At 69.1% G+C, this 11,925-nt stretch carries 13 protein-coding genes and 3 pseudogenes; 9 read left to right on the forward strand and 7 right to left on the reverse strand.

The window, feature by feature from the left end; all coding sequences use genetic code 11:
* The first annotated feature begins 318 nt into the window (after positions 1-318).
* From ASC99_RS37285 to ASC99_RS16410, 5 genes and pseudogenes are all read left to right on the forward strand, one after another.
* A pseudogene (locus ASC99_RS37285) lies at positions 319-936 on the forward strand (transposase).
* Positions 937-1,104: 168 nt separating this feature from the next.
* Positions 1,105-1,434, forward strand: a complete 330-nt coding sequence (locus ASC99_RS16395; RefSeq protein WP_057232754.1) for a hypothetical protein — start codon at positions 1,105-1,107, stop codon at positions 1,432-1,434.
* A 163-nt stretch (positions 1,435-1,597) separates the two neighbouring features.
* A complete protein-coding gene (locus ASC99_RS16400; protein ID WP_157531577.1) occupies positions 1,598-2,800 on the forward strand; it encodes a hypothetical protein in 1,203 nt (400 codons plus the stop codon).
* A 50-nt stretch (positions 2,801-2,850) separates the two neighbouring features.
* Positions 2,851-3,342, forward strand: a complete 492-nt coding sequence (locus ASC99_RS16405; RefSeq protein ID WP_057232757.1) for a hypothetical protein — start codon at positions 2,851-2,853, stop codon at positions 3,340-3,342.
* Positions 3,343-3,361: 19 nt separating this feature from the next.
* The gene (locus tag ASC99_RS16410) at positions 3,362-3,874 is read left to right on the forward strand and encodes a hypothetical protein (RefSeq protein ID WP_057232759.1); all 513 of its coding nucleotides are present in this window, start codon (positions 3,362-3,364) and stop codon (positions 3,872-3,874) included.
* A gap of 276 nt (positions 3,875-4,150) precedes the next feature.
* Here ASC99_RS16410 and ASC99_RS16415 read toward each other — a convergent pair.
* Positions 4,151-4,291 (reverse strand): annotated as a pseudogene (locus ASC99_RS16415) (IS5/IS1182 family transposase); the annotation flags it as partial.
* Between the two features lie 92 nt (positions 4,292-4,383).
* Entirely contained in the window at positions 4,384-5,073 is a 690-nt protein-coding gene (locus tag ASC99_RS16420; protein ID WP_057232761.1) for a hypothetical protein, read from the reverse strand.
* 673 nt (positions 5,074-5,746) lie between these two features.
* Between ASC99_RS16420 and ASC99_RS40530 the strand changes: the two genes are divergently transcribed.
* Entirely contained in the window at positions 5,747-6,340 is a 594-nt protein-coding gene (locus ASC99_RS40530) for a ferredoxin (RefSeq protein WP_235583043.1), read from the forward strand.
* 32 nt (positions 6,341-6,372) lie between these two features.
* Here the strand turns inward: ASC99_RS40530 and ASC99_RS16430 are convergent, their stop codons facing one another.
* The 4 genes from ASC99_RS16430 to ASC99_RS38595 all read right to left on the reverse strand — a co-directional run bounded on the left by ASC99_RS16430 (position 6,373) and on the right by ASC99_RS38595 (position 9,598).
* Positions 6,373-7,626: an MFS transporter gene (locus ASC99_RS16430; protein WP_304440492.1), complete on the reverse strand. Its 1,254-nt coding sequence runs from the start codon at positions 7,624-7,626 to the stop codon at positions 6,373-6,375.
* A 138-nt stretch (positions 7,627-7,764) separates the two neighbouring features.
* Positions 7,765-8,901 carry a polymorphic toxin type 44 domain-containing protein gene (locus ASC99_RS16435; RefSeq protein ID WP_057232764.1) on the reverse strand — a complete coding sequence of 379 codons (1,137 nt, stop codon included), beginning with the start codon at positions 8,899-8,901 and terminating at the stop codon, positions 7,765-7,767.
* A 6-nt stretch (positions 8,902-8,907) separates the two neighbouring features.
* Positions 8,908-9,225, reverse strand: coding sequence for a type VII secretion target (locus ASC99_RS16440; protein WP_162257884.1), 318 nt, complete (start codon positions 9,223-9,225; stop codon positions 8,908-8,910).
* Between the two features lie 202 nt (positions 9,226-9,427).
* Entirely contained in the window at positions 9,428-9,598 is a 171-nt protein-coding gene (locus ASC99_RS38595; RefSeq protein ID WP_157531579.1) for a hypothetical protein, read from the reverse strand.
* Here ASC99_RS38595 and ASC99_RS16445 point away from each other — a divergent pair.
* The 3 genes from ASC99_RS16445 to ASC99_RS16455 all read left to right on the forward strand — a co-directional run bounded on the left by ASC99_RS16445 (position 9,597) and on the right by ASC99_RS16455 (position 11,595).
* Positions 9,597-10,085, forward strand: coding sequence for a hypothetical protein (locus tag ASC99_RS16445; RefSeq protein WP_057232768.1), 489 nt, complete (start codon positions 9,597-9,599; stop codon positions 10,083-10,085). The genes ASC99_RS38595 and ASC99_RS16445 overlap by 2 nt on opposite strands.
* A gap of 71 nt (positions 10,086-10,156) precedes the next feature.
* Positions 10,157-10,996: a metalloregulator ArsR/SmtB family transcription factor gene (locus ASC99_RS16450; protein WP_057232769.1), complete on the forward strand. Its 840-nt coding sequence runs from the start codon at positions 10,157-10,159 to the stop codon at positions 10,994-10,996.
* Positions 10,993-11,595 (forward strand): dihydrofolate reductase family protein, encoded by a 603-nt coding sequence (locus tag ASC99_RS16455; RefSeq protein ID WP_057232772.1) that lies wholly within the window; start codon positions 10,993-10,995, stop codon positions 11,593-11,595. Before ASC99_RS16450 ends, ASC99_RS16455 begins: the two co-directional genes overlap by 4 nt.
* Before the next feature lie 107 nt (positions 11,596-11,702).
* Here ASC99_RS16455 and ASC99_RS42130 read toward each other — a convergent pair.
* A pseudogene (locus ASC99_RS42130) lies at positions 11,703-11,825 on the reverse strand (hypothetical protein); the annotation flags it as partial.
* Between the last annotated feature and the right edge of the window lie 100 nt (positions 11,826-11,925).

Here is an 11,925-nt window from a genome sequence, read left to right on the forward strand (position 1 = left end):
CGATCTTGAACTCGTGCAACGCACTGTAGTCTGCGGGCCGTTCTTGCCCGGGCAGACCCCAGGCCCAGTCATCTCAGATCTCAAACGCGGTCTGAGTGGGCGTTTAGCGAGCTCTGTTCCGCTATGCGGCTTTCATTCCTGACCGTATTCGCGATGATGTGCCCGATATGGGAAACCTGTTCTCGCCTTGGCCGCCAGCATGACTGTCCGTCTCATCCGCTTCTATACCTGGAAGTCCGTCTGGCATGAAGAAGTCATAGAACCGCCCATGGGGCAGCGGAACGGAGTCTTCCGCCACATTCATGCAGACGCTGTGCCGTGAGCCAGCGCAAGCCGTACCCAGCGACCTGTCCGACTCCCGATGGGCCCTGATCGAGCCGAAACTGACGGCCTGGAGAAAAGCCCGACTCGACCGCAGGCCCACCGGACAGCCGGCAAAGGTCGAACTGCGCGACGTCTTCAACGCGATCCTCTACATCAACCGCACGGGAATCCCCTGGAAAAATCGTCGGCCGGAAGCGCGGCATCCTCACCGACACCATCGGGCTGATCCTCGCCGTGACCGTTCCCGGCGCCAGCCTCTCCGAAAACGCCCCGGGAATCCAACTCCTCGACCAGACAAAGAAAACCTACCCGAGCATCTCCAAAAGCTGGGTCGACACCGGCTTCAAGAACGCCATGGTCGAGCACGGAGCCAACCTGGGAATCGACATTGAGGTCGTTCACCGGAAGTCCGACGTCCCCGGATTTCACGTGGTGAAAAGGTGGTTGGTTGTCGAACGAAGCCTCGGGTAGATCATGCTGAGACGGCGCCTCGCCCGCCACTACGAGACTTTACCCGCCGGCCCCGAGGCCATGATCCACATTGCCTCGATCGACAACCTCAGCAAGCGCATAACGGACGAGAGCACACCAACCTGGCGAGGCACCTACTAGGACATAAAGGTCAAACTACTCTCATCAAATGCCCTCTGAGCTGTTCTCTGCCGAGTAAATTGCGGATGGCTTCTCAGTTCGAGTACTTTGACGATCAGTCAGACGGGGTGCTCGTGTCGAGCGGGCCCTTTCGCTCCGGGCGGAGCGCAAAGGACATGGGGGACAGACGTGTCGGCTGGTACGGAAATACAGGACCCGGCAGCGCTCAGTCGTGCGGGCAGCGGCGCGCGTGAGATCGCCTGGCAGACGCAGACCACCGGCGCTCATCCGGTGGACGAGACGCACTCGGCAGCCCGGGATTTCGGCAGCGGTAACTGGGACGGCGGGCTGAACGGGGCACTGACCGGCGCGGCGGAGACCTGGTCGGCTCAGGTATCCGCACTCGCGGCCGACTGCGGCAAGTTCGCCGAACAGTGCGACAGCACGGCGATGCAGTACCAGCGCGTCGAAACCGACATCAGCCAGACGTTTCGGTCTATGGCGAACGGCTTCGGCTGAACCTGGCCTGCGCGTCGCCATAGCGCCAGCCTGACAGTACGCACCATTTCACGGGGGATTCACCGAGCTCATGCCAACGTACGAGCAGCTGTACCACCTCAACCTCACCAACCTCAGCGCGGCCGCTGACTCTTGGGAGGAGGCCGCCGCCAAGTTCACGGGGTTGCACACCGCGTACGGCGATCAGGTCGCCGGCCCGTTCCGGCAGGCCGGCTGGACCCAGCCCGCGGAGACGGCGGCCAAGGCCGACAGTGACATGGTTGCCTCCCAGCAGCAGTTCGAGAGCGCTTACGGGGAGGCGAAAGGCATCGCGAGCGTGCTCACTTCGCTGCACGCCGAGCTGAAGAACGCCAAGGAGTACCTGCACCAACTCGCTGATGTCGAGGCCCCGGAGCAGGGCCTCCACATCAGTGCCAACGGCACCGTCACCCCGCGCAATGACCTCGCCCAGAACGCCGCCGCCCGGCATGACCCCGATGGCCGGGCCGCCATCAGCGCACAGCAGGACGCCTGCGAGGCCTTCGTCCGCGCCATCGAGAGTGCGCTGCAGCGCGCCGCCGAAGCCGATGACGCCGCGTGCCAGGCCCTGCGCGGCCAGGTCGGCGATGGTGGCACCTTCAAGACCGCCGGCGCCCTCAAGGACACCGGCACAGGCGGCGGCCAGACCAAGACCGACGGCTGGGTGGCCGAAGGCAAGGCCGAAGCCTCCGGCCTGGGCGCCGGGGCAACGGCCAGCGGGCCCAACACCGGGACCGGCAAGCTCGCCGAAGCCGAGGCGCACGCCGACCTCGCCCGCGCCAGCGCGGAGGGCTCGCTCACCAACGGTCCGCTGAAACTCGCCGGGGCGGCCGAAGCCTATGTGGGTGCCAAGGCATCCGCGGCTGCCGGCATCACCAACGAGGGCATCAAGGCCGAGGCCACCGCCTTCGCCGGCGCCGAAGCCTCGGCCAACGGCCGGGCCGACGCCGGCCCCGTCGGGGTGTACGGACGGGTGGAGGCCAAGGCGGGTGCCGAAGCCACCGCTGGTGTCGGGATCGGCCTCGACGGGGTGCACGCGGGGGCGGAGGCGTTCGCCGGGGCGAAGGCTGGCGCCGCGGGCGGCGCGGACATCGGCGGCATCGGGGTGGGCGCAACGGCCGAGGGCTGGGCCGGCATCGGGGCTTCGGCCGACGCGACGTTGGGCAAGGGCACGGACGGCAAGTGGCACATCGGCACGAAGGTGGGCGCCGCCGTCGGACTGGGGGGTCAGGTGGGCTTCGAGGTCACCGTTGATCCGGGGAAGATCGCCGACACCGCGAGTTCTGCCGCCCACGCCATTGGTGATGCGGCAGGGTGGGTCGGTGGTGGGATAGCCAGCCTGTTCTGACCCACTTCCGCAGACCCACTGGCACACCGCTGTAGTAAGGAGGGCCTGAGATGGCCACGACCCTGCCCGTACCGATCCAGTTCGAATTGCCGGACGGCTGGCACGCCGCACCGCCGGACGAAGTAGGCGCACCGGGCGCGGCGTTCGTTGCGCTGGCTCCGCAGCCGGATGCGGGATTCACCGCAAATATCACGATCGATGGCGAATTCCGTCCGGACGCGGCCACGCTGCCGGAGATCGCCTTCGAGTCCGTGGAGCGCTTGCGCCAGGCCTGCACGTCGGTCGAGGTCGCCGGGGGCCGCGAGATCGGCTCTACGGACGCACCCGGACTCACCCAGACGCTGGCCGTCACGGCGGTGGTCGGCGGTGTGGCCCGCGAACTCGTCCAGTCCCAGGTGTACCTGTCCATGCTGGACGTCGCTGATCCGCGCAAACGGGCGGTGATCCGCCTGGTGCTGACGGCCACCAGGACCCAGTTTCCCGATGTCCTGGACGACTTCCAGGACTTCGTGCGCACCGTCCGCCCGGACTCGGCAAACTGACTCCGCAGAGGGAGATTCCATGGGGCTGTTCGACAAACTGACCGGAACCAAGCGACCCGCCGACGGCGTCGCCCCGCGATCCGCGGCCGAGGTCCATGCGGCACTGCTCGGGCTCAACCGAGCCGACGTCCCGTACGTCATCAGGGACGGCCGCGCGGAGGGCGCCGACCTGGTGGCCGAGTGGCGCATCCTGGACCCGGCCTGGCATAACTTCTTCGTTGCCACTCAGGTGAGCCGGGTGTTCACTGTCCGTATGCTCCTGGTTCCGGAGAAGCACGAAGTCCGCACCCTCGACCAGCAGTTCGAGGTCACCTGGGTCGGCGGCATCCCCAGGCTGGCCATCGCGGCCGAGGTCCAACGCGGCCAGGTACACACGACCTCGAAGCGCTGGACCATCGGCGGGGGCGAGAAGGGCGGCTCCGGTTTGACCGAGACGTTCAGCTTCGACAGCGCTGACCTGAAGACCCCCTTGCAGGAGACCGTCCTGGGCGCCGGTTGGACGTGGCGCGGAGTGGTTACCGGCAAGCTCTGAATGGTCGCAACCACACCGGCTTGCAGCACGCTCATGCCCGCCGGGTGATCAATGTCGGCAACCGCGCACACGATGCGCGCACCGGGTCAGATCGTCCTACGGGGTGGCGGTGTGGCCGGTGACCCAGAGTGCCTTCGAGGCGCCGGATGACCACATCCGGTGGTGACAGCGCCCATTCGGCGTCCCGGGCGCCGTTCGGTCCACTCCGATCGGCAACCGAAGGGCTTGACGAGGCCCTGAGAGGGCATTTGATGAGAGTAGTTTGACCTTTATGTCCTAGTAGGCGCCTCGCCAGGTTGGTGTGCTCTCGTCCGTTATGCGCTTGCTGAGGTTGTCGATCGAGGCAATGTGGATCATGGCCTCGGAGCTGGCGGGTAGAGTCTCGTAGTCGCGGGCGAGGCGCCGTCTCAGCATGATCCGTTCAGGCTGCTTCGGCACGGCGCAACGTCAGCCGCGTTCGATCCCCGTCGATCCGCAGCCGTCAGCTGACGGCTGCGCGGGTTCGATGCTCAGGAGAGTTCCGGGTCGATGTGGGCCGGAGAGCGGTCGGCGGCCTTGAGGCAGGCGATGATCCGCTCGTGGGTGTCTCCCACCCGGTCGACGACCTGGACCCGGATGTAGACCTCGTCGACGACGCGCATGGCCTTCTCGGTGAACCAGCCCAGAAAGCGCATCCCTTGGCCTGGGAGCGGGGTGCCCGCCGTGATGACCGTGAGCATGAAGTCCTTCCGAACCTCCAGGCCTTCGGCGGCGATTCCCTCGATCGCCTGCAGGGCCGTCCCCCAGGTGCCCGGCACCCGGGACGGTTCGCCGGGCACGGCCGGCAGGAGGGTGACGAGATAGCTGATCTCCGAGACCACCGCGACGTCCTGGCCGGCGTTCGTCAGACTGCAGGCCCAGGCTCGTTGGCCGAACGGGGCCATGCCGTCCACGGCCCGTCCGGAGTGCCCGAGCGCGGGCCTGACCGTCCGCGCGTACTGGGCGCGGGCCAGGGACGCCCCCAGTGCGGCCAGCGCCGCCGTGGTCGCGCTCTGGATGTCCAGGAACTTCAGCTTCCACGGCCAGCTGCCCCGGAGCTGATCCGGCAGGTTGTCGCGGATCACGCTGTAGACCAACAGTGCCAACGCCACCGCAGCCGCCGCGTTCAGCAGCCTGGACAGCAGCGTGTTCCTGCGGACGACTCTCTGCCTGCTCTCCATCCGGTCCCCCCAGTCCCGGCCGGCGATCCGAGGTCTCGAGCGACCGGCGCCGACGATTCTAGGTGTCCGCCAGGGAGTCCGGAAGGGTACCAACTAGCCATTCAGGAAGCGCACTTGAAGCACATCGAACCACCGGCTACCGCCTCGGACCTGGGCTTGCCCGCCAACCTCCCAGGCTCAGCACAATCGGTCGGTGCAGGTGCCTCCCGTCGCGACCTGGCCCTGGCGGCGGGCGGACCGATCCGTGGGCATACGGTGTGGCGGTATGAGAATGCTGTCGGCAGCAGTGGACGCGTGGTCCGGTTGGAAGGGGCGACGACGGCCTGCATCGCGGGCCCGGCTGTCGGACGGACCCTGGCCACCGGTGGATCTCGAGGGGTTCGTCTCCTCTGCCAGGAGCGCGGCCCACTTCGACTCGGTGGAAGTAGTGGAGGTCGTCCGGTCGCCCCGGACCGTCGATGTCCGCCTGGGTGCTTCGACGGGGCAGCAGTTCGTCGTCTCTCTGGCGGAAGGTGGCACCGAGAGCAGGATCACCTGCGACGGGTATGCCTTCGGCCGGGTTCCCTCGTGCCTCGCCCTGGAGTTCATGGCGGCTGTCGTCTCCGGGGAGGTGGGCACCTGGAGGGAGTCTCGTAGGCTCCGAGGCGATCTCGCCCAGTGGGAGGTGGATGTGATGGGCCGCACTTGGCAGCACACGCTTGAGAAGGCGGCAGCGCAGATGCGGGAACGGCTGACGGTCCATCCGACCGAGGGGCACTGGCAGGAACTGGCGTACTGGGATCCGCTGCCCAGCGCGCGCGAGCTCACGGATTCGATGGGCTACGGGCGCTGGGAGGATCGCAGTTGGCTCAACGTCCCCGGTCCGTTCTACGCGGGCGTGACCGACACCGGGCTGAACGGCCCCTACTACCTCCCGGAGCATGTGCTCTCCAGTGACGAGCACAACGAGTTCGTATACCGTCAGCCCGCCAATCCCCGGGAGGTGGCAGGCCTGGTGGAGATCGCCGATGACGAACCAGCAGGCGGTTACGCCTGGGACGGCGACCAGCAGTGGACTCCCGAGGCAGTGCGGTTGTGGTGGGCCGGGCGCGAGAAGGTCCGCGCGTGGATAGCCGACGAGCTTGACGACGACCAGAACGAGAGCGAGGCCCTACGCCGGTACGCCGCCTACCTGGACCACGGTCTGGAGGACTACCTGCGCGGCTACCTGTTCTGGCTGATCAAGCGCCGCGAGCCCCGCCTCGGGGAGGAGCTCCCGACCCTCTGAGCCGTCCGCTCGGCCGCCGTCCGGGCGCGGCACTAGGTGCCGGGCACCCGCCGGAGTTCCCGGATCGGGCGGCTCAGCAGCAGGGCCGCGACCACCAGCAGGGCGGCCACGCCCACTGCGGCGAGCACGGTGTTCGGGCCGAACGACGCAGCCGCCGGCCCGGCGAGTGCGCTGCCGATCGGGAGCATGCAGACCGAGCCCGCGACGTCGTACGCGTGGACACGGTTGAGCACCTCGCCGGGGACCTGGGTCTGCACGCTGGTCGCCCACATGACGCCCCAGAAGGTCACGCCCGTGCCGACCAGCACCTGCGCGACGGCGAGCGCCGGGACGTGCCAGCCGAGGACGATCCCGAAGGGGTAGAGCGGGAAGGCCAGCAACGCCACTGCGCCGGCCGCGAGCGGTCGCGGCGGCTTCAGCCGGATCGCCAGCAGCCCGCCGCACACCGTCCCGACAGCGAAGGCGCAGCTGAGCAGGCCGAACAGGGTCGACCCGTACACGGGCACCAGTGTCCCGGCGGCCACGGGCAGCAGCGGCCCGGTCGAGAGCACGGTGTAGAACATCCAGACCACGATGGTGCCCCACAGCCACCTCCGGGAGCGGAACTCGTGCCAGCCGGTCACCAGGTTCCGCCAGAGGCTGTCGCCGGGCGGTGGGGCGGGCACCGGGTCGAGCCTCAGCGCGAACAGGCCGCAGGCGCTGATGCCGTACGTGACGGCGGCGATGACCATCACCCAGCCGGTCGCGGCGGCGCTGACCAGCAGGCCCGCCAGCGCCGGGCCGAGCAGCGCGGTGAGCGCCTCGGAGGTACGCAGCACGCCGTTGGCCCCCTGCACGTCGCGGGCCACCAGCGGGACGGTGCTGGCGGCGCCGGGCTGGAACATCGCGGCGGCGCTGCCGGCCACCGCCATCAGCGCGTACAACTGCCAGAGCTGGTCGACGCCTTGGAAGAACAGGACGGCCATCAGCGCGCGGGCGATCAGGTTGGTGAGATCGGCGCCGATCATCATCCGGCGGGCGGTGAACCGGTCGGAGAGCACGCCACCGAAGAGCACCAGGCCGGCGAACGGTGCCGTCAGGAAGGCCAGCGCGAGGCCGACGCTGCCGAGCCCGTGCCCGGAGCCGATCAGCCCGGCGGCGACCGCGACCGGCAGCATGGTGTGGCCGAGCAGTCCGGCGCTGCGCGCGGTGAAGTAGTACCGGAAGTTGCGGGACCAGATCGCCGGCCCGGCGGTCGCGGCGGCGGGGCCGGAGAGTGGGGGCTGCTGCAGCCCGGTTTGCGTCACGTGAAGCAGTTTTGGTGCCGACCGGCCGGGATTTCCAGTCGCCGCGAGTCACGATCGGGCAGTTGGCGGAAGTTGGCCACAGCTGACCGGGGGAAGACCGGATTTGCGAGCCGGCCCGGCCACCAGGCCGAAGCAGGTTCAGGCCGGGCGGACCTGGGTCAGGTTCTTGGCCTTCATCTCGGCGACCACCTCGCGGATCTTGGCGTCGAGCTGTTCCTTCGTCAGATCCTTGCCGTACTTCTTCCACAGGTCGATGCCGGCCTGCATGGTCAGGACGTCGCCCGGGTCGCTCTTGCCGACCAGGATCGGGACGGGGACGGTGGCGCCCTTGATCAGGGTGTCCGGGCCCATGCCGGCGGCGGTGCCCACGTAGCCGTAGTGGATGTTCGAGTAGATGTCGTAGAAGACCTTGTCCTTGGTGCCCGGTACCTGGAAGTAGAAGTCGTCCGCCTTCTTCAGGTCGAGCCGGTCCTGCAACTGGGGCTTGTGGTCCCAGTCCTGGCCGGGTGCGACCTTCAGGGCCCACTTCGCCAGCGCCGCGAGCTTGTCGGTGGGCGTGGTGAGGCGGCCGATCAAGGAGTCGTCGGTGTTGAACAGGTCCCTGATCGACTTGAAGTCGGACGAGTTGATGTTGTTCTTCATCTCGTCGAAGATGAAGTCCCCGGCGTCCAGGTAGTCCTGTTCACTGGGATTCCTGACCTGGTCGAGCTTGGTGTACGAGTCGGTGTTGAACCGCCGGTCGGCGGCGGTGTTGAGGTCCTGACGCAGCGCCTGGTCCGCGGCGGCGTCCAGGGTGTCGGCCTTGCCCAGGATGTCGGTGAGCCGCTGCTCCACCTGCTGGACCGCCTGGTTCTGCCGGGCCTGCGCGTCGCGGAAGTCCGGGCTGTTGCGCTCGTGGGACGCGCTGTCGAGCGGATTCCGCGGCGACACCTGGCCGTTGGCGGCGATGTGCACGCCGGCGGCCGGTGCCTCGCTCTCCGCGAGCGTCCGCAACTCCTTCTGCACGGCCGTGAACTGGACGTGGATGTCCTCCAGCAGGGCGTGGACGCGGGCCGCTTCGCCGGCCGCCCGGTCGAGTTCCTGCTCGGCCTCGGAGAGGGTGGTGAAGGCCCGGACGGCCGCGTCGCCGCGCCAGTCCGAGGCGGACAGCGGCTTGACGGTCCCGGAGTTGAAGCCGCCGACGGCTGCCCGGAGCCGCTTCGCGGCCTGGCCCCAGCTGTCCGCCGCCGCGTCCAACGCCTTCAGGTTCGCGTGGTAGAGGTCCTCGTATCTCATCGCCGCCTACCCGAACGCCTTCTGGATGCGGGACATCTCACCGTGCACGGCCGCCTCGGTGCGCTCGTAGGCCGCGGCCGAGCCCCCGAACCGCTCCCCGAGACCGCGCAGGATCGCGTCCAGGCTCTCCACCTGCTGCTCCCACCGCTGCCCGAGTACCTTCAGGCCCTCGGCGGACTGCCAGCCGTTGACCTTCCCGGCGGCGGCCGCGGTCTCGTCCAGCGGCGACAGCGCGGCCGACCGGAAGTCCCCTCGGGTCTCCCCCGTGGCGGACTGAGCCCGGCGGAGCGCCTTCGGGTCCACGTTCACTTCTGCACCGGTCAAGACGTGAACTCCCCGACTCGCAAAGGCATTTGACCCACCCATGGTGACCGCCCCGGATTGCAGAAACCTTGCACCGCCCAGCCGTTCGGCGAGGTCACAGCTCGGCCACAGTCGGCGCCGAAGGGCAGTCACGGCGGCCGAACCGAGCCCATCCTGTGGCCATTGGAACGACTACGGGGGGACCGATGGTCAGACGAGGGCTTCAGTGTGTGCTGATCCTGGCGTTGGTGGTGGCACTGGCGGCTTGCAGCACCGGCGGAAACAAGAAGAAGAAGGGGCGGAAGAGCTCCGACAGCCGGAGCACGGCGACCGCCTCGCGTACTCCGAGCGCGGTGGCCGAGCGGGTGACCGTCTCACCGTCGCTGTTCACCATGCGCGGGGATCTCACCCTGGCGTACGAGGGCTGTAGCTCCGGCCAGCAGATCGAGTTCAGTTGGCGCGACCAACGCACCGGCCTGAGCGGCGTGTTCGGGGCGGCCGAACCCTGCCGGAGCGGGACCGCCACCTTGCGGCTGCGCCAGTTCTCCGGGCCGGCGGCGGGCACGTGGGAGGTGACCGGGAAGGTCACGGCCAGCGGGACCAGGCAGTCGACCTCGCTCACCACGCGCGCGGCGCTGTTCGGTACGCCCCAAGAGCCCAAGGTGAACGAGGAGTTGACCCTCGCCTACCTAGGCTGCGAGCCCGGCAAGCCGGTGTCGCTCGCCGTCCGGGGCGGCGGCCCTGACTCCACCACGAGCCCGGTCTGCGGCAGCGACGGAAAGGCGGCCGCGAAGGTCAGGCACAGCGCCGCCGGAACGGTCACCGTGACCGCGGCCGGTCCGGTCGGCACACCACTGACCACCGGCTACACCGTCCACTGAGCAGCACGGGTCCGGCGGGTCAGCAAGATATTCCTTGACACGAATATTCGTGTCAAGGAATACTCGTCGCCATGGACGCACTCCTCGCCGCACTGGCCGACCCGGCCCGCTGGCTGCTCGTGAACCTGCTGGCCGAACGGCCCCGCTCGGTCGGCGTCCTCGCCCAGCTCGCCGAGGCGCGCCAGCCGCAGACGACCAAGCACCTGCAGGCCCTCGAGCGCGCCGGCGTCGTCACCTCCCAGCGCACCGGCCAGCGCCGCATCTACGCGCTCCGGTCCGATCCCCTGCGGGACCTGGCGGCTGCGCTCGGCCGGCTCGCCGACACCGCGGACCAGGCCGACGGCCCGCGCTCGACCTTCGACCGCTACGGGCTCAGCCTCGACGCGGAGCGGTTCGCCGCAGCGGAGTCGGGGTGGGCCGACGGCCGCTCGTTCCGGTTCCTCCGGTCGCTGGCGGCGCACCCCGAGCTGGTCTGGCGCCACCTGACCGAGTCCCCGCTGCTCGCCCGGTGGTGGACGCCGGACGACCTCCGCGTCGCCGAACTCGTCTTCGAGGCGCGACCCGGCGGGCGGGTCCTCCTGGAGTACCGCGACGCCGAGGACGCCGACGGCTCCGCCCTGACCGCCGGGCGCGCGGAGGGCGTCGTCGACGACGTACGCCCTGGTGAGCACCTCGCCTACCGGCTCTCCCCGCTGCTTCCGGACGGCCGCCTCGCGTTCACCGCCCACGTCGACCTCGGCCTGCGGCCCACCGCCACCGGTACGGACCTCGACGTCCGCTGGCGGATCACCGACAGCACCGTCGACTCCGCGGACTTCGTCGCAGGCATCGAGATCGGCTTCGGCCAGAGCCTCGACAAGCTCGCGGCGACCCTCGCCACGCACCCCACCGACACAGGGAGCACGAAGTGACTGAGCAGACCGCCGGCCGCAGGGTCGTCATCAACATGAGCCTCTCCCTCGACGGCCGGTACGCCGCGCCGGACAACCCCCAGGACATGAGCTGGGTGATGCCGTACGCGCACAGCGACGTCGCCCGCGACCACATGACCAGCCTCTGGCAGCCCGCGACGACGGCCCTCCTCGGGCGGGTCAACGCCGAGGGGTTCCTCGGGTTCTGGCCCACCGTCATCGGGACGAAGGGCGCCGATCCGCGCGACGAGGGCTTCGCGAGGTGGCTCGTCGACACCGACAAGGTGGTCCTCTCCGGCAGCCTCGGCGAGGCGCCCTGGGAGCGGACGACGGTCGTCGACAAGCCCGCCACCGAGGTGGTCGCGGACCTCAGGGCGGCCGAAGGCGGCGACATCCTCGTCCTCAACAGCGCGAGCGTCATCAAGGCTCTGCTGGCGGCCGACCAGGTCGACCGGCTGGCGCTCACGGTCTTCCCGGTCTTCCTCGGCGGCGGGCCGCGCCTCTTCGACGACGGCCTGCCCACGGGGCGGTGGGCGCTCGCCGGCCAGACCGCGGGTGCGCACGGCACCTTGGCTCTCCGGTACGACCGGATCCGCTGAGCCGGTCGTACCGGAGAGCCATCCGCAGCTCAGTCCTCCCGGACCTGGATCACCAGCTTGCCGCGCGCCTGACTTGCCATCAGATGCGCTATGGCGTCCGGGACTTCGGCCAACGGGTACGTCCGGTCGAGAGCGGGGATCAGCGTTCCCGCCTCGATCAGACCCTTGAGGATGTCGAGGTCGGCAAGTGCGCGGACCTGGTCGTGCTGGACCGCGACCCCTTCGAGCACCCGGCCGAGGAGATCGGCCTCACCCGGGTGCTGCGCACCTACGTCGACGGCCGAGCGGTCTTCACCGCCACCTCCTGACCGCCAACTCCCCCACGAAGGA

The organism is Kitasatospora sp. Root107, from assembly GCF_001424875.1.
Lineage (GTDB): Bacteria > Actinomycetota > Actinomycetes > Streptomycetales > Streptomycetaceae > Kitasatospora.